The sequence below is a fragment of the Flaviaesturariibacter aridisoli genome (assembly GCF_004343705.1).
In the GTDB taxonomy this organism is placed as follows: Bacteria; Bacteroidota; Bacteroidia; order Chitinophagales; family Chitinophagaceae; genus Flavisolibacter; species Flavisolibacter aridisoli.
On the sequence record NZ_SKFH01000003.1, the window covers coordinates 130,091 to 147,166 of the forward strand.

A 17,076-nucleotide genomic window follows, 5' to 3' on the forward strand; every position below is an offset into this window, starting at 1 on the left:
GCGAGCACTCCATTTCATTAACTTGGAGCCTCAATCGACCTTATGGCTTATCCCTACCAGATCACCTCATTGGAACAATACCACAACGACTACCGCCGCAGCGTCGAAGACCCGGAAGGATTCTGGGGAGGCATTGCGGAAAATTTTACGTGGCGCCGCAAATGGGACCGCGTGCTGGAGTGGAACTTCCGGGAGCCGCGCGTGGAATGGTTTGCCGGCGGGCGCCTCAACATCACCGAGAATTGTATCGATCGCCACCTAAAAGACAAAGGGGAACAGGCCGCCTTTATCTGGGAGCCCAACAACCCCGAGGAGCGGGTGCGCGTGGTGACGTACAACCGCCTGCACAAGCGGGTGTGCCAGGTGGCGCAGATGCTGACCAACCTCGGCGTAAAAAAGGGCGACCGCGTGTGTATCTATATGGGCATGGTCCCCGAACTCGCCTACGCGGTGCTCGGCTGCGCGCGCATCGGCGCCATCCATTCGGTCATCTTCGGGGGCTTTTCGGCCCAAAGCATTTCCGATCGCCTCGACGATGCGGGGGCTGAATTCATCATCACCTGCGACGGCGCCTTCCGCGGCGACAAAGTGATCCCCCTCAAAAGCGTGATCGACGACGCGCTTGTTGGCAACAAGACCGTTAAAAAAGTAGTGGTCTATACCCGCACGCGTACCGCCGTGTCGATGCTCAAGGGCCGCGATGTGTGGTGGGAAGACGAAATGGAGTTCGCCGAAGGCCAGGTGGAAAAGGATGGCGTCGTGCACTTCCCCGCTACCGAGCTCGATGCCGAAGACCCGCTGTTCATTCTCTACACCTCCGGGTCCACGGGTAAGCCTAAGGGCGTGGTGCACACGGTGGCCGGTTATATGCTGTGGACGAATTACACCTTCATCAATGTATTTCAATACCGGCCCGGGCAGGTGCATTTTTGCACGGCCGACATCGGCTGGATCACGGGGCACAGCTACATTGTGTACGGCCCGCTCAGCGCCGGCGCCACCTCACTGATGTTCGAAGGCATTCCCACCTGGCCCGACGCCGGCCGCTTTTGGGAGATCGTGCAGAAACACAAGGTCAATATTCTTTATACCGCACCGACCGCCATCCGGTCGCTTATGGGCTTCGGCACCAAACCGCTGGAGGGCAAAGACCTCAGCTCGCTGGAATTGCTCGGCACCGTGGGTGAGCCGATCAACGAAGAAGCCTGGCACTGGTACGACGAGCACATCGGCGGCAAGCGCTGCCCAATCATCGACACCTGGTGGCAGACCGAAACCGGCGGCACCCTCATCTCCAACCTGGCAGGCGTCACCCCCGCGAAGCCCGGCTGGGCCACCCTGCCCATGCCCGGCGTGCAGCCGCTGCTGGTAGACGAGAACGGGCAGGAAGTGACGGGCAACCCCGCATCGGGCAACCTGTGCATCCGGGCGCCGTGGCCCGGGATCCTGCGCACCACCTGGGGCGACCACGAGCGCTGCCGAACCACCTACTTTGCCACCTACGAGAACCTGTACTTCACCGGCGACGGCGCCCTGCGCGACGAGCAGGGCAACTACCGCATTACGGGCCGTGTAGACGATGTGCTTAACGTAAGCGGCCACCGCATCGGCACCGCCGAAGTGGAGAACGCCATCAACATGCACAGCGACGTGGTGGAAAGCGCCGTGGTGGGCTACCCGCACGACATCAAGGGGCAGGGCATCTACGCTTATGTGATCTGTCCCCACTTCCACGGCAGCGAAGAAGAAACCCGCCGCAACATCATCCAAACCGTATCGCGCATCATCGGCCCCATTGCCAAACCCGACAAGATCCAGTTCGTGACGGGCCTGCCAAAGACGCGCTCCGGCAAGATCATGCGCCGCATCCTGCGGAAGATCGCCGAAGGCGAAACGGCCAACCTCGGCGACACGACCACGCTGCTGGACCCCGCCGTTGTGGAAGACATCAAAAACGGACGACTGTAAATGGATATCGGAGGGCAGGTTGAAAATGTACGCTTATGACCATAGAAATGAAGCCGGTGGCCTGGGTACGCAACCGGCGCGAAAGACCGGAGGATGATTATTGGGGCGAAATCATTTCGGAGATCGAGCTTGCGGAAGGGATACCCGAAGCAGCATTCGACGGCATCGACAGCTTTTCGCACCTCGAGATCATTTATTGTTTCAACCAGGTGAACGCTACTGAATTCCCTTTTACCCGTCACCCGCGTGGCAATAAGGACTGGCCGCTTGCAGGCATCTTCGCCCAGCGCAACAAGGACCGGCCCAACCGTATCGGGCTGGCCACCGTAGAACTACGGGAGCGCCGTGGACGCAGCTTGCTGGTCAGTCGCCTCGACGCCATCGATGGTACACCCGTTCTGGATATCAAGCCCGTATTCCGCCAGTTTGGGCCGCAGGGAGCCGTTAAGCAGCCCGAATGGGTGGATGAACTCCTTGAGGATTACTGGAAGTGAAAGGCGGAGGGTTCGCTTTGCGTGCCCTCCGCCAGTGCGAGCGCAGCATCCCGAAGCCCCCGGGGCGCTGCGCTCGCAAAAACAAAAGCCCTTCGCGATGCGAAGGGCTTTTGTATCCATCGGAAACCTGAGCAGATTAAAACAGGTCTGCCTGCTTTGCTTCTTCCTTTACTTCCCAGGCAAGCTCGGTGCTCTTGGCGAAGTCGATGAGCTTGGCGCCTACGGCCTTCCAGCCCATAACCTCCACCAGGTTTCCTACTTTAAACCGGGCTGCGCGCTGCTGGGTGCCCTTGCCGGTATTGACCAGCAGGATCGGGTCGGGCTCGGTGGAAACCGCTTCCAGCTTGTTGTTCTTGCCTTCCTTGATGAAAGTGAACTTGGTCTTCAGCGTTTGCGTTTCGATCCGGAAGCGCTTTACGTTGAACTGCGCCTTGTCGGCATCAAGGTAGACGGCGGTGATGATGCGCTGGGGCTCGAATTTTTCAACCAGCCACACTTCCTCGGGGTTGAAGCGTTGCGTCAGCTCCTGGTCGGTGATCTCGTAGGAGCCGTCGGCATAGATCACGAGAATGCGGTCGTCCGCGTCGAAGTCGCCGAGGTCGATGCCCTTGCCCTCGTGGTTGAGGCGACCGAACTTATCGTCGAACCAAAGGCGGATCGATCCCAGCGTGGCGACGCCGGCCTCTTTGAAGCGCACCTGGCGCACCGGGTATTTCGTTACGATGTTGCCCATCGAACCGCGGCTCTTGATCTCGATCTCCTCGAAGAAGAAGTCCAGCTCTTTCTTTTTGGCTGTGCAGTTGGGGCTCAGCACCACGCGCACCACCTCGGCTTCACCGTTGGGGTTCACGGAAAAGTAGTGCACCTTGCTCTTATCGTGGCCTTTTGTCAGGTCGTATTCCTTGTCGCGGGTGATGCCCGTTACGTTGAAGCGCTTGGCATAAGTGGTACCGCTGTCGCCATCCGTGTACACCATATTGTAGGTGGTGCGCTCGTCGCCCTTGCGGAAAACGGCGGCGTGAATGATGTCTTTACCGATGAACACCTTGTCCTGCACCTTCACCACTTTCATGATACCGCGCTTCGTGAACGCGATGATGTCGTCGAGGTCGGAACACTCCACGAGAAACTCGTCCTTTTTCAGCGACGTACCAATAAAGCCTTCGGCGCGGTTCAGGAAGATGCGGGTGTTGGCGATGGCCACGTGCTTGGCCTCGATCACCTCGAACACCTTGAGCTCGGTCTTTCGCTCGCGGCCCTTGCCGAACTTCTTCAGCAGGTTCTCGTAGTAGGCGATGGCGTATTCGTTGAGGTGCGCCAGGTCGTGGTTCACCTGCTTGATCTCGGCCTCGAGGCCGCGGATCTGCTCTTTCAATTCGTCCACATCCAGCTTATAGATGCGGCGCACGGGCTTCTCGGTCAGCTTCAGGATATCCTCGCGGGTAATGGCGCGGCGAAGCTGCTTTACAAAAGGCTGGAAAGCCTTATCGATGGCGAGAATCACCTTATCCCAGGTCTCGTGCTTCTTCTCGAGCTCTTTATAGATCTGCTCCTCAAAGAAGATCTTTTCCAGCGAGGTGTAGTGCCATTTTTCCTGGAGCTCGCCGAGGCGGATCTCCAGCTCTTTCTGCAGCAGGTCTTTGGTGCGGTCCACCGAAATACGGAGCAGCTCCTGCACACCGATGAACACCGGCTTCTGGTCCACGATCACGCAGGCGTTGGTGGCTACCGACACTTCGCAGTCGGTGAATTTGTACAGCGCATCGATGGTGATGTCGGGCGAAATGCCGGGCGCCAGGTCGATCTGGATCTCCACTTCGGCAGCCGTGTTGTCGGTCACCTTCTTGATCTTGATCTTGCCGGCGTCGTTGGCCTTCACGATCGAGTCCATGAGCGAAGAGGTGGTCACGCCAAAGGGCACGCTCCTGACCGCCAGCGTTTTCTTGTCGATCTCCTCGATGTGGGCACGCACTTTCACGCGACCGCCGCGGAGGCCCTGGTTGTAGTCGGTCACGTCGGCCATGGCGCCGGTGAGGAAGTCGGGGTACAGGTCAAACTTGCGCCCCTTGAGGTATTTAATTGCCGCCTCGCAGAGTTCGCAGAAGTTGTGCGGAAGGATCTTCGTGGCCAGGCCCACCGCGATGCCTTCGGCGCCGTGCGCCAGCAGCAGCGGGAACTTGACGGGCAGGGTCACCGGCTCGTTTTTGCGGCCGTCGTAGGAAAGCTGCCAGTTGGTGGTTTTGGGGTTGAAGACGATCTCGTGGGCCAGCTTGGAAAGGCGTGCCTCGATGTATCGGGAAGCGGCGGCATCGTCGCCGGTGCGCACATCGCCCCAGTTGCCCTGGGTATCGATCAGCAGGCCTTTCTGCCCCATGTTTACCAGCGCGTCGCCGATGGAGGCATCACCGTGGGGATGGTACTGCATCGACTGCCCGATGATGTTGGCCACCTTGTTGAAGCGCCCGTCGTCCATCTCTTTCATGGCGTGCAGAATGCGGCGCTGCACGGGCTTCAGCCCGTCTTCGACCGCCGGCACGGCGCGCTCCAGGATCACGTACGAAGCGTAGTCCAGGAACCAGCTCTTATACTGGCCGTTGATACCGTGGTCGGTCTGAACGTGTTCAAAATTCTTGTTCTTCATAGTATGCGTAGTGCTCGTTAAAAACGTTTATTGGTCTATTGGTTAATTGGTTTATTGGTAACCTGTTACCTACCACCGTCCGCCGTAGCTTTAGCGAAGGCGGACAACCTTAAAAACCCTAAGAACCTTAAGAACCCTGGGAACCCTCCGAACCGGTCCCCGGCTCCTGGGCTACGCCCTCGGCATGGTCCCCTTCGGCTGCAAAAGGCAATCCTCCCCCCGGCAGCCGCACGTCGAATTCTTTCCAGCCCTTCGCCGGGTCGCCGTTCAGATCGAGGGCGCCTTGCCCGGCCAGCGTGCGCATGCGCCAGAGCAGGAACAGGTCGCCGGTCTTGATCTTCATTTTACCGAGGATCGTACTCATGGCCTTGTTGCCCTTTTGGGGGTCCTTCGTCAGGTTTTTGAGTATGTCGTCGTCGTAGAAGTCGTCGCCCTTGCTGGCGATCTTCTTGCCGCCTTCGAGAATGCGCACCAGCGCGTTTTCGGAAACAAGCCGCTTCCACTCGTCGGGGTCCACTTCCAGCTCGCTCAGCGTCACCTTGCGGCAAAGTTTCTTGGCCTTGCGAAACTCGGGCGCCGGGATCTCGAAAAGGTATTGCGGGTAAAAGATCCCACCCTTTTCGTTGATGAAGGGCAGGTTGTTCATATACAGCACAAAAACGCGGCCCTGGTAGTCCTGCAGCTGCGAAATGAGCCAGTAGTAGCCGCACACGTCGTGGGCGTTCTGTCCCATCCAGATCCAGAGCTCTTCTTTCGGCTCTTCGTCGAGGCTGCGCTTCAGCCCGTGCACGGTCATCTTGTCGTCCACCATCGGCAGGGTCTCTGCGGCGCCGTAGGGCGATGCTTCCCAGAGGCCTTTCCACCAGTCGCGGCGTGCCTGCCAGCTTTCCTCGTCGTTGCCATACAGCGGCCCGACGGCGTAGTCGTCTTTTATTTCGACGATCGACCCTTGCAGGCTTTCGTCGAGTTCCATAGCCTTCTGCAGGATGGCTGCATCGGCGGGCTGAAATACTAAATGCGTCATAATCGTATGTCCGTTTGCTATAAAAAAACGACCCTGAAGCGAGGCATCAGGGTCGTCCAAATATCCTAAAAAAATCTGCCTTACTGGTATTCGATCACCAGCTTGGGGCGAAGCGACGCGTTGGCGTGTGCGGAAGAGGCGAACAGGCGGCTTCTCAGCGGGGTTTCGTCCTCAAGCTTCAGGAAGAAGCCGTAGTTGCCGCTTTGCAGCATATCCGACACGAGCGCGGTTACGTTGGCGTCGATGGTGAGGCGCGACAGGGACGTGTGCGGTACTACCGTGCGGTTCACCGTCGTGGTGGCGGGCTGATTGCTCCAGTTGGCGCCGGTTGCCGACCAGGGCGCGGTGATGCGCAGGATGGAAAACGCGTTGTTCCAACCATAGTTTGCATCGGCCAGGTTGCCGTTGTTGGGCGTCGGGGCCGAGTACAAATACAAAACAGCGCTGCGCACCGTGGCGCCGGCCGGGATGCTGCTCATGTCGAACCGGAGGGCCGAGCGGCTCTTGAAGTCTTCCCCTCCCGAGGTCCAGGCAGCCACAATGTTCTCCGGCGACGAAGAGGTGCTCAGGTCGGTGTAGCCGAGGATGCTGATCTGGCGCTCCAAAACCGGCGTAAGCGTTACCGAAGGATAAGCCGGGGCCGGGGCGGGCAGTACGCGCATAGTTACCGTATCGACACCTGTCGCGCCCTTGTTATCGGTTACCGACAGGCGGAACAGGTAGTTGCCCTGCACGAGGCCCGTAACCGGGGTCGTCGGATCGGCCGCGTTGTCGAAATGAGCGTTGTTCGGACCCGACACCTGCGACCAGGCAAAGGTGGCGACATCGCCATCTACGTCCCAGCCGTTGCCTTGCAGCACCAGCTGGTTGGCGGGCAGGGTAATGGTTTGCGATGGGCCGGCTTCGGCTACCGGAGCCTGGTTGAGCGCCTCCTCATTCTTCTTGCTGCAACTCCAGGCAGCTGCGGTGAAGGCAGTGATGACAAAGAACTTTTGGGTGGTCGAAGCGATGCTGCGTGTTTTCATGGGCGCGAATATATAAGTCACTACCTATATATAACCCATTGGAAACTTGCTATTTCAGCGATCTACCCCGAAAATACCTAACCAGCAGCCACGGCCTCTTCATCGACCGTATCGAGCTCCACACGCAGGTTGTTGATGATAAATTCCTGTCGTTCCTGGGTGTTTTTGCCCATGTAGTATTCGAGCAGGTGGTTGATATGGTCGCCGTGCTCGAGGATCACCGGGTCGAGACGCATCTCCTCTCCGATAAAGCGTCCGAACTCGTCGGGCGAGATCTCACCGAGGCCTTTGAAGCGGGTGATCTCGGGCTTGTTGCCCAACTTTTTCACGGCCTTCTGCTTCTCGGATTCCGAGTAGCAATAAATCGTCTCCTGCTTGTTGCGCACGCGGAACAGCGGCGTCTGCAGGATGTATACGTGGTTATTCTTTACGAGGTCGGGGAAGAACTGGAGGAAGAAGGTCATGATCAGCAGGCGGATGTGCATCCCGTCCACGTCGGCGTCGGTGGCAATCACGATGCGGTTGTAGCGCAGGCCGTCCATCCCTTCCTCGATGTTGAGGGCGTGCTGCAGCAGGTTGAGCTCTTCGTTTTCGTATACGATCTTCTTGCTCATGCCGAAGCAGTTGAGCGGCTTGCCGCGCAGCGAGAAAACGGCCTGCGTATCCACGTTGCGAGCCTTGGTAATAGAGCCCGAAGCCGAGTCACCTTCCGTAATAAAGATGGTGGTGTTTGCCTTCGTGGTGAAGTATTCGGGCTTCGCCTTCGGCGGTGTTTCCTCGTTGAGGTGCACCTTACAGTCGCGCAGCTTTTTGTTGTGCAGGTTGGCCTTCTTGGCCCGTTCGTTGGCGAGCTTCTTAATGCCGGCCAGGTCCTTGCGCTCGCGCTCGCTCTGCTCGATCCGCTTCTTCATGGCCTCGGCCACGGCGGGGTTCTTGTGCAGGAAGTTGTCGAGCTCGCGGCCCAGGAAATCGTTGATGAACTGGCGCATCGACGGGCCACCTTCGTCTACGTTGAGCGAGCCCAGCTTTGTTTTCGTTTGCGATTCGAACACCGGTTCCACCACGCGCACCGACACGGCGGCGACGATGGACTGGCGGATGTCGGAGGCATCGTAATCCTTCTTGAAGAATTCGCGGATCGCCTTCACGAAGGCCTCGCGGAAGGCCGCCTGGTGCGTACCGCCCTGGGTGGTATGCTGGCCGTTGACGAAGCTGTAATAGTCCTCGCCATAGTCGTTGTTGTGGGTAATAGCCACTTCAATATCCTCGCCCTTCAGGTGGATGATGGGGTAGCGCAGCTCGTCGGCGTTGGTATTGCGTTCGAGCAGGTCGAGCAGGCCGTTCTTGCTTACGTAGTTCTTGCCGTTGAAGTTGATGCGCATACCCGCGTTGAGGAAGCAATAGTTCCAGATCTGCTTCTCCAGGTATTCGGGAATGAAGTGGTAGTTCTTGAAGATGGTCTCGTCGGGGGTAAAGGTGACAAAGGTGCCGTTGGCCTCGGAGGAGGCGGCTTCTTTGTGCTCTTTCACCAGGTTGCCGCGCTCGAATTCAGCGGTCTTCTGGCGGCCGTCGCGAAAAGCGGTGACCTTAAAGTAGTTGGACAGGGCGTTGACAGCCTTCGTACCCACCCCGTTGAGGCCCACCGATTTCTGGAAGGCTTTGGAGTCGTACTTGGCGCCGGTGTTGATCTTGCTTACCACGTCCACGACCTTTCCCAGCGGAATGCCGCGGCCATAGTCGCGCACGGTCACGATCTTGTCGGAGATGCTTACCTCCACCGACTTGCCGTAGCCCATCGTGTATTCGTCGATACAGTTGTCGATCACTTCTTTCACCAGCACATAGATACCATCGTCGGGGCTGGAGCCGTCGCCCAGTTTGCCGATATACATGCCCGGGCGGAGGCGGATGTGTTCTTTCCAGTCCAGGCTCCGGATACTGTCTTCGGTGTATTCGGCGCCGTTTTTCTTAGGATCTGCCATCAGTTCGTCCATTCACTTTTTTGGTAAAAATAATGGTTACGGACAGGATTGACCCGGCTCAGTGGCAGCAGCGGCCTCCTGGAGGCCCTACCCCTCGTTCGTAACCGCCTGAGGGTTAGTGCAAAGGAGCTTGAAAAGGGAGCAAAAAGATGCGCCTACGAGGGGCAAAACGGTCCGTAAACTCAGCGGTCAAATATACGGTGATTTTTCCGGATATGTGCTAAATATTTTAGTTTTCTAATATGTTCCGCAGGCCGACAAGGGCTTTGTAACTATTTGTTAATCAATTTGTTACAAATAAACACCGGATAAAACAAATTTTTAGTAATTCAAAATTTATTTCGAACCAAAAGCCCCTAATTTTGACCCGTGAAAGGCCCCTGACCCAGGCTTTCACAAACCCACCCCATTAGATTCGGAAGTTCACTTACTGACCCATACATCGTGTAGATTTTAAAAAGAGGAGTTGCGTATGTATTCGTATGGATTACTGGAACCCGGCTGTTATTACCTGATCCAGGAGAAAAAAGAAGATTCGATCCGGCTGATCCGTGTCGCCAGCGAGACGGACCATTGCCTGTATGTATTTTATTACGACGACCAGCTGGCCACCGGCTGGCGCCGGAAGTCCGATGCCATCCACGACATCGTGGAATGCCTGAGCGATGCCCAGGTAGCGGACTGGGACAAGCAGTACAATGACACCAGTTCCACGCAGGAGCAGGACTCGTATCATGAAGACGAGGAGTAAGCCCCCTGTCCCCCCAAAAGGGGCACTTAGGCGGGAGTAACTTCTGTATCATCAATAGGTCGTAGCCGGATTAAGCGGCCCGGATCGCCATGTGATCCGGGCCGCTTTCTTGTTCGCTCAACCAGTACAGGCCGGCCCCAGGGATGCTGTTCGATCTAAATGCCCCCTTAGGGGGACAGGGGGCCTTTTCGAACTCTTCTCAACTCCAGCAGGTTCAAGGCGTTGGCCGGCAACCCCTGCACAGCGGGCTGCACGAGGTGCACCACCATGTCGTACCACAACGGCACCACGGGCGCATCGGCGAGCATAAGGGCGTCGGCCTGCCGGTAGAGGCGGAAGCGCGCCGCCTCGTCGGGCTCGGCCAGGGCCGCCTCGAACAGCGCGTCGAAGGCGGCGCTGCGGTACCGTGTATAGTTCGGCGGCGCGGGATTCTTTGAATAAAAAACGGAAAGATAGTTTTCCGCATCCGGGTAATCGGCGATCCAGGAGCCCCGGAAAAAGAGGGCCTTTCCATTCGCCGTCATGTCGAGGAGCAGCGACTTCTGCACCACGTCCACCTGCACCGGGATGCCTACTTCCTCCAGCTGCCGCGCCACGTAGTTGCCGATCTCCGCGTAGGCAGGGATCGTCTCGAGACGGATCTTCGGCAGCGGCTTGTTGGCAAAGCCCGCTTCGGCCAGCAGCCGCCGCGCCCGCGCCGGGTCATAGCCATAGCCTTTTACGGCCTCCGCATCGAACGATGGCATGCCCACCGGCACGAATCCGCTCTCCGCGGGCGTGCCCAGCGAGTTGCGCAGGTAGCGTACCAGCCCCCGCCGGTCGATGGACCAGTTGATGGCCTGACGCACCAGCCGCTGCGCCGTCGGCGAGCCGTGGAGCACAGTGCTCGCTGTATCCATCAGCAATCCCAGGTATTCGATATTGAGATAAGGCTGCTTGTCCAGCCGCACCCGCCCGGCCCACTCCGGCCGCAGCTCGCCCTTGCGCGACAGCACTTCGTCCTTGAACGAGGCGTCGATGTCGTTGAGAAAATCGAGCTTGCCCTGCCGGAACAACAGGAACTCCGTGGCCTTGTTGTCGGCAAAGGAAACCCGCACGCCGTCGAGGTAGGGCAGCGGGGACCCCTGTGCGTCTCTTTCGAAATAGCGGGGATGCTTTTTCAGAATGAGGGCCTGCCCTTCGTCCCAGGCCACGAAGCGGAAGGGCCCGGTGCCCACGGGATGTTTGCGAAATGTGGTTCCGTAGTGCGCCACCGCCTCCTTCGGCACGATAGAGCAATATTGCATGGAAAGGATGCCCAGCACCGGCCCGTAGGGCTTTTTGAGTCGGAGCTGAAAGGTGCTGTCGTTCACCGCCGTAAACGGCTGCAGCGAATCGACCTTGTCCTGGAAGATCCAGGCGCCCGGCGAAGCCACGGAGGAATCGAGCAGGCGCCTGAAGCTGTAGGCCACATCGGCGGCTCGCAACAGGCGCCCCTGGCCGCCGGGGAAGCAGGCATCATCGTGGAAATACACATCGTTCCGTAAATGAAAGGTGTAGAGAGTCCGGTCTGCGGACAGCTCCCAGGTTCGCGCCAGCGACGGCGCGAGGTGGAGGGCTGAATCGGTTTCCACGAGTGTGTTGTACAACTGGTGCACCGCCCACATAATGCTCTGGTTCTTGGCGAAGGCAGGGTCGAGGGAGGCGATGCCCGTAGCCTCGTTGTAGCGGAACACGTTCGCCGCCTCTTTGCCGCCGGAGTAGCAGCCGGCGCAGAAGAAGAGAATTAGCCAATATTTATGCAAACGGTTCATGGGGAAGCCAAAAGGAGTCTAATTTAGGCGCAGAAGCCCGAAAACAGGCATACTGCATGAAACTATTCACAAAGCTTTTTTGCGCCGCCCTCCTTACCGGCAGCGCCGCCGGCGCCCAGCCGCTCCACGGTCAACGCGAATTCACGCACCAGGATACGCTCCGCGGCACCCTCAACCCCTACCGCACCTGGTGGGATGTACAGCGCTACGAGATCGAAGTCACACCCGACTTTGACAAGCGCAGCATCGCGGGCGTGGTAACGATCGACTTCACGCGGAGTGGCACCAACCCGGGCACGATGCAGATCGACCTGCAGGACCCGATGACAATCGACCGGATCACGGCGTCCAATGCCGGGAGCAAGGTGGTGAACCTTACCTACCAGCACCATGGCAATGCGTGGCTGGTCAATACGGAAGGGTTATCGCCCGAAGCCGGAAGACTGCGGATTGAATACCACGGCATCCCCCGGCCGGCCGTCAACCCGCCCTGGGACGGTGGTTGGATTTGGAAAAAAGACAAGCAGGGCCGCCCCTGGATGACGGTAGCCTGCCAGGGCCTCGGCGCCTCGGTGTGGTATCCCTGCAAAGACCACCAGAGCGACGAGCCCGAAGGCGGCGCCCGCCTGACGATGGTGGTGCCCGACACGCTCGTAGCGGTTGGCAACGGCCGGCAGGTAATGGTCAAGCGGGAGGCCCGCCCCGAATGGGCCGGCAAGCGCGTATTCGACTGGGAGGTCAAAAACCCGATCAACAACTACACGATCATTCCCTACATCGGCAAGTACGTCAACTTCACCGACACGCTGATGGGCGCCGGCGGTAAGCTTGATCTCTCCTACTGGGTGCTCGACTACGACCTCGATAAAGCGAAAAAGCAATTCGAGCAGGTAAAGCCGATGCTCCGCGCCTTCGAATACTGGTTTGGCCCCTACCCTTTCTACGACGATTCGTACAAGCTCGTGCAGGCCCCGCACCTGGGCATGGAGCACCAGAGCGCCGTGGCCTACGGCAACCAGTTCAAAAACGGCTACCTCGGCTCGGATCTTTCCGGCTCGGGTTACGGGAAAACGTGGGACTACATCATCGTGCACGAAAGCGGCCACGAATGGTTCGCCAACAACATCACCACCAAAGACATCGCCGACATGTGGGTGCACGAAGGCTTCACCACCTACTCGGAAGAACTCTTCGTGGAATACTACCAGGGCAAGGAAGCCGGCAATGCCTATGTACAGGGCCTCCGCCGCAACGTGTCGAACGACAAGCCCATTATCGGTCCCTACGGCGTGAACCAGGAAGGCTCCGGCGACATGTATTTCAAGGGCGCCAATATGATCCACACGATCCGCCAGGTGATCAACGACGACAAGCTGTTCCGCGAGATCCTGCAGGGTCTCAACCGCGACTTCGGCAAAAAGACCACCACGAGCGCCGAAGTAGAACAGTACATCATCCAAAAAAGCGGCAAGGACCTCTCGAAGATCTTCGATCAATACCTGCGCACAATAGACATCCCGGTGCTGGAGCTGAAGATCAAGGACGATAAAATGGAATGCCGCTGGACCAATTGCGTGAAAGGCTTCAACATGCCCGTGCGCCTGAGCAACGGGCAGTGGATCCAACCCAGCACCGGCGAAACCAAGATCAAGACCGACGGCGGCAGCTTTGAAGGCGTTACCGTTGACAAGAACTTTTACATAACGGTGAGCAGGTAAGGGAGCAGGTTCCTATGAACATTCCTTTTCAAACCATCGACTGGTCGGCTATCGAAAAGACCGAGCTCCGGGGCGAGCGCGGCACATCGTGGTGGCAGACGCAGCAGTTCGGCGGGCTCCGGCTGCGCCTGGTGGAGTATTCAGCCGGCTACCTCGCCGACCACTGGTGCCGCAAAGGCCATATCGTGCACTGCCTGCAGGGCAGCTTCGTGAGCCAGCTGGAAGGCGGTGGCGAAGTACTGCTGACCGAGGGACAGACCTACGTGGTGAGCGACGAACTAAGCAGCCATCGCTCCCTGGCGGAAGCGGGCGTGCGCCTGCTCATCATCGACGGCGACTTCCTGCGCTGGCAAAGCCCCGGGCACCTCCCCGACTCCGTTGCTACGGCCCGCCTCCGACTCGATGTGCTGCAGACGGCCGACAGCGCCTTCATCCACCGCCTGGTGAACACCGAAGGCTGGCTGCGCTTTATCGGCGACCGCGGCGTGCATTCCGAAACCGACGCGGTGGGTTACATCCAGCGCCTGTTGCATAGCCCGGACGCCACGATTCACGTTATCCGGCTGCGCGACGGGAAAACGCCCATCGGGATCACCACCCTCCTCCAAAGACCTTACCTGCCCGCACCCGATATCGGCTTTGCGCTGCTTCCCGAATTTGAAGGCCAGGGCTATTCGCAGGAAGCGGCCGGCGCCCTCCTCGACGTGCTGGTTTCCGCAGGCACGCTCCCCGAAGTGCTGGCGATCACCCGGCCCGGCAACAACCGCTCCATCCGCCTGCTGGAGCGCCTCGGACTGCGGCAGGACCGCCGCGAAACGGTCAATGACGAGGAGCTGCTGGTCTTCCGCAGGCAATTAGAAAAAGAACGCTGATCCCGCAAGCGGGATACGCAGATGATTATGATTGCTTATGATTTTGCTGACTTTAATAAATGAACACCTGCTTCCATCTTAATCATCATAAAAAATCCGCGTTCCTTCTCTCCCGTCGCTGGCGACGCTATCTTCGCCGCCATGAGCACCATCCGGAAGCAAAGCCTGATCTCGTCGGCCATCGTGTATGCCGGCTTTGCCCTGGGTTTTTTCAACACCTACCTGTTCACCCGCGAAGGCGGCTTCACCAAGGAGCAGTACGGCGTCACGCAAACCTTCCTGGCGGTGGCCGCCGTGCTGTACTCGATGGCCAGCCTCGGCTCCTCGGCCTACATCGGCAAGTTCTTTCCCTACTACGAAGCGCACCTCGAGCGGCGCCGCAACGACCAGCTCTCCTGGGCACTGCTGCTGCCGGTGATCGGCTTCGGCGTCGTCAGCATCCTGGGCCTGCTGTTCAAGGTGCCGGTGGCCAACCGGATGTTCAACAACTCGCCCGAGCTGCTCCGGTATTACTACTGGCTCTTCCCCTTCGGCTTCGGCTTTACGCTCTACCTGATCTTAGAATCCTACGCGTGGATGCTCGGCAAGTCGGTGCTGTCGAACCTGTTCAAGGAACTCATCTTCCGCCTCCTGTTCACCCTGCTTATCGCCCTCACCTACTTCGGGGTGATCCGCAACTTCGACACCTTCATCCACCTCTTTTCGTTCCTGTACCTCGTGCTGGCTCTGGGCCTGCTGATCGTGTTTTACCGGCAGGGACGCCTGAATTTCCACCTGCGCGCCAGCAAGGTCACACGAAGGCTGCGGCAGCGGATCCTGGCGCTGAGCGCCTACTTCTGGGGCAGCGGCATCCTGTCCAACATCGCGCAGCAGTGCGACAAGTTGATGATCGCCGCCATCCTGCCCAACGGGATGGCCATGGCCGGCATCTACTCATTGGGAGAGATCCTGTCGGGGCTGATCCAGGCGCCGCAACGCGCCGTGGTGTCGGCCTCGGTGTCGGCGCTGTCGCACGCCTGGCGCGACAAAGACCTGGAGCGCATCAAACGCATCTACCACCGCTCGGCGCTGAACCAGCTCATTTTCGCGGTGTGCATGTTTGGAATCGTGTGGCTCAACTTCAAAGACGCGCTGCACACCTTTCACATCCAGAAAGATTTTTCGGCCTCGTTCACCGTCTTCTTTTTCCTGGGGCTGACCCGCATCGTCGATATGGGCACGGGTGTTTCGTCGCAGATCATCCTGACCTCCACGCGCTGGCGCTTTGAATTCAACAGCGGGATGCTCCTGCTCGTGGCGTCGCTGGGAATCAACTACCTGCTCACGAGCCGCCTGGGCATCCTCGGCCCGGCCCTGTCGAACCTGATCGCATTCACAGCCTACAATACGGTGCGCTTCGTGTTCCTGTGGCGCCGCTACGGCATGCAGCCCTTTTCGAAAGAATCGCTGTATACCCTGCTGCTCGGCGCCGCCGCCTGCTGCGCGGCCTATTTCCCCTGTAAGGACCACACAGGCTTTGGCTGGCTGATCCTGCGCGGTATGCTGTTCTGTGCCGTGTTCGTTCCGGGCGTCGTTTTGCTGAAGCTCTCCCCCGACGTGGCTCCGATCTGGGCTACCGTGCGGAAGCGGATCGGGTTCGGGAACCGGCAGTAAACAGCCAGGCGGCAGGCACCGGAAAGGGGATGGCAACGGGAAACGAGCACCCGCACGCGCAACTCATTGATTTTGACTGAAAAGAATGATTTCGCTAAACGAGACACGCCAGCTTAGGGGGAGGCCAGGGTGTTCCGCCGGCCGCGACAGGATAGTTTAGGGGTAAGCCGGATGTTTCGCCGGCCGCGACAGGGTAGTTTAGGGGTCAGCCAGGGTGTTCCGGGCAGCGCGGCAGGGTAGTTTACCGGAAAGCTACCTTGTTTCGGCAGGCGCGGCGGGGTAGCGTCCCGGCAAACTACCTTGTTTCGGTAAGCGTAGCGGGCCCCTGTCCCCGGAGAAAGCGGCAGCGCCGCAGGCGATCGTCCACAGCAACGCCGCTTCGAGGCCCCCTCAAACGGTAAAAACCTCAATACCTTATTGCAGCCGTCCCGCCCCGGCAAAGCGCGCCTGCCAGTAGCGGTCGTTCAGGTCGGAGATGGTGACTCCCTCCGATGTGGAAGCGTGCACGAACTTATTGTTCTGCAGGTAAAAGCCGACGTGGGTGATGCTGGTGCCGGTGGTAAAGAATACGAGGTCGCCTTCGCGGAGGTCGGCGGGCTCGATGCTGCGCGTTGCCTGGAATTGCTCGCGGGCGGTGCGGGGTAATTGCGTTTGAAACAGGTTGTTGTACAACATGCAGGTAAAACCGGAACAGTCGACGCCGCTGCGGTCGTTGCCGCCGAGGCGGTAGCGGGTGCCCCACCAGTCGTCGATGAGCACCAGCAGCGGCAACTGCGGCACGCGCTCCACTTCTACGTTGAGCAGCAGGGCGAACTTGAGGTGCAGGGTGCCGGCGTCTTCAATGGACAGGGTGGCGGCGTGCGGAGCGGGCGAGCCGGTGCGGACCGGTTCCGTGGCCCGGCTGACGGCGGGGGCCGTTGTTCCCTGGGCTGGGGCCGTGGTAATGACCGTTCCTGAAACGGCAGGACGTGCCTGCGGCGTTTCGAACCCGACTTCGATATGCTCGATAAAACGAACCGATGTAGCGGCGGGTGCCGTCTTGGGACCGCTCTGGGCGGCCGCTCCGGCGCCGGTGGCGGCAGCCGAGAGAAGCAGGAGCAAATTGCGGATCATAGGACGCGTTTCGGTGGAAAACGAAAATAGGGATTTTTTGCA

Annotated in this window: 12 protein-coding genes; 6 read left to right on the forward strand and 6 right to left on the reverse strand. The window is 59.0% G+C overall.

Annotation, left to right across the window (positions count from 1 at the left end; all coding sequences use genetic code 11):
• The first annotated feature begins 42 nt into the window (after window positions 1-42).
• Both acs and E0486_RS03515 read left to right on the forward strand, forming a co-directional pair.
• Complete coding sequence (gene acs / locus E0486_RS03510; protein WP_131850754.1) at window positions 43-1,968, forward strand: acetate--CoA ligase; 1,926 nt, start codon at window positions 43-45, stop codon at window positions 1,966-1,968.
• 35 nt (window positions 1,969-2,003) lie between these two features.
• Window positions 2,004-2,462: an SAM-dependent methyltransferase gene (locus E0486_RS03515; RefSeq protein WP_131850755.1), complete on the forward strand. Its 459-nt coding sequence runs from the start codon at window positions 2,004-2,006 to the stop codon at window positions 2,460-2,462.
• 136 nt (window positions 2,463-2,598) lie between these two features.
• Here E0486_RS03515 and E0486_RS03520 read toward each other — a convergent pair whose 3' ends face one another.
• The 4 genes from E0486_RS03520 to E0486_RS03535 form a co-directional block, all read right to left on the reverse strand.
• The gene (locus E0486_RS03520) at window positions 2,599-5,103 is read right to left on the reverse strand and encodes a DNA gyrase/topoisomerase IV subunit A (protein WP_131850756.1); all 2,505 of its coding nucleotides are present in this window, start codon (window positions 5,101-5,103) and stop codon (window positions 2,599-2,601) included.
• Window positions 5,104-5,230: 127 nt separating this feature from the next.
• On the reverse strand, window positions 5,231-6,127 hold the full coding sequence (locus E0486_RS03525; RefSeq protein ID WP_131850757.1) for a DUF1835 domain-containing protein: 897 nt from the start codon (window positions 6,125-6,127) through the stop codon (window positions 5,231-5,233).
• 80 nt (window positions 6,128-6,207) lie between these two features.
• Window positions 6,208-7,152, reverse strand: a complete 945-nt coding sequence (locus E0486_RS03530; protein WP_131850758.1) for a DNRLRE domain-containing protein — start codon at window positions 7,150-7,152, stop codon at window positions 6,208-6,210.
• A gap of 77 nt (window positions 7,153-7,229) precedes the next feature.
• Window positions 7,230-9,146, reverse strand: a complete 1,917-nt coding sequence (locus tag E0486_RS03535; RefSeq protein WP_243697367.1) for a DNA topoisomerase IV subunit B — start codon at window positions 9,144-9,146, stop codon at window positions 7,230-7,232.
• 460 nt (window positions 9,147-9,606) lie between these two features.
• Between E0486_RS03535 and E0486_RS03540 the strand changes: the two genes are divergently transcribed.
• Window positions 9,607-9,885 (forward strand): hypothetical protein, encoded by a 279-nt coding sequence (locus E0486_RS03540; RefSeq protein WP_131850759.1) that lies wholly within the window; start codon window positions 9,607-9,609, stop codon window positions 9,883-9,885.
• 167 nt (window positions 9,886-10,052) lie between these two features.
• On the opposite strand, the gene E0486_RS03545 is transcribed toward E0486_RS03540, so the two are convergent.
• Window positions 10,053-11,678 carry an ABC transporter substrate-binding protein gene (locus tag E0486_RS03545; protein ID WP_131850760.1) on the reverse strand — a complete coding sequence of 542 codons (1,626 nt, stop codon included), beginning with the start codon at window positions 11,676-11,678 and terminating at the stop codon, window positions 10,053-10,055.
• 56 nt (window positions 11,679-11,734) lie between these two features.
• On the opposite strand from E0486_RS03545, the gene E0486_RS03550 reads away from it, so the two are divergent.
• From E0486_RS03550 to E0486_RS03560, 3 genes are all read left to right on the forward strand, one after another.
• Window positions 11,735-13,396, forward strand: coding sequence for a M1 family metallopeptidase (locus tag E0486_RS03550; protein WP_131850761.1), 1,662 nt, complete (start codon window positions 11,735-11,737; stop codon window positions 13,394-13,396).
• A gap of 14 nt (window positions 13,397-13,410) precedes the next feature.
• Window positions 13,411-14,268, forward strand: coding sequence for a DHCW motif cupin fold protein (locus E0486_RS18735; protein WP_165917176.1), 858 nt, complete (start codon window positions 13,411-13,413; stop codon window positions 14,266-14,268).
• 141 nt (window positions 14,269-14,409) lie between these two features.
• The gene (locus E0486_RS03560; protein ID WP_131850762.1) at window positions 14,410-15,921 is read left to right on the forward strand and encodes a lipopolysaccharide biosynthesis protein; all 1,512 of its coding nucleotides are present in this window, start codon (window positions 14,410-14,412) and stop codon (window positions 15,919-15,921) included.
• Between the two features lie 414 nt (window positions 15,922-16,335).
• Here the strand turns inward: E0486_RS03560 and E0486_RS03565 are convergent, their stop codons facing one another.
• Window positions 16,336-17,034: a C40 family peptidase gene (locus tag E0486_RS03565; protein ID WP_131850763.1), complete on the reverse strand. Its 699-nt coding sequence runs from the start codon at window positions 17,032-17,034 to the stop codon at window positions 16,336-16,338.
• Window positions 17,035-17,076 lie beyond the last annotated feature (42 nt).

What these genes read in the sequence shown, in the direction of transcription:
- E0486_RS03530 (WP_131850758.1), bottom strand. Translation starts at nt 7,152, where the DNA reads ATGAAAACACGCAGCATCGCTTCGACCACCCAAAAGTTCTTTGTCATC.
- acs (WP_131850754.1), top strand. Translation starts at nt 43, where the DNA reads ATGGCTTATCCCTACCAGATCACCTCATTGGAACAATACCACAACGAC.
- E0486_RS03540 (WP_131850759.1), top strand. Translation starts at nt 9,607, where the DNA reads ATGTATTCGTATGGATTACTGGAACCCGGCTGTTATTACCTGATCCAG.
- E0486_RS03565 (WP_131850763.1), bottom strand. Translation starts at nt 17,034, where the DNA reads ATGATCCGCAATTTGCTCCTGCTTCTCTCGGCTGCCGCCACCGGCGCC.
- E0486_RS03535 (WP_243697367.1), bottom strand. Translation starts at nt 9,146, where the DNA reads ATGGACGAACTGATGGCAGATCCTAAGAAAAACGGCGCCGAATACACC.
- E0486_RS03545 (WP_131850760.1), bottom strand. Translation starts at nt 11,678, where the DNA reads ATGAACCGTTTGCATAAATATTGGCTAATTCTCTTCTTCTGCGCCGGC.
- E0486_RS03515 (WP_131850755.1), top strand. Translation starts at nt 2,004, where the DNA reads ATGACCATAGAAATGAAGCCGGTGGCCTGGGTACGCAACCGGCGCGAA.
- E0486_RS03520 (WP_131850756.1), bottom strand. Translation starts at nt 5,103, where the DNA reads ATGAAGAACAAGAATTTTGAACACGTTCAGACCGACCACGGTATCAAC.
- E0486_RS18735 (WP_165917176.1), top strand. Translation starts at nt 13,411, where the DNA reads ATGAACATTCCTTTTCAAACCATCGACTGGTCGGCTATCGAAAAGACC.
- E0486_RS03550 (WP_131850761.1), top strand. Translation starts at nt 11,735, where the DNA reads ATGAAACTATTCACAAAGCTTTTTTGCGCCGCCCTCCTTACCGGCAGC.
- E0486_RS03525 (WP_131850757.1), bottom strand. Translation starts at nt 6,127, where the DNA reads ATGACGCATTTAGTATTTCAGCCCGCCGATGCAGCCATCCTGCAGAAG.
- E0486_RS03560 (WP_131850762.1), top strand. Translation starts at nt 14,410, where the DNA reads ATGAGCACCATCCGGAAGCAAAGCCTGATCTCGTCGGCCATCGTGTAT.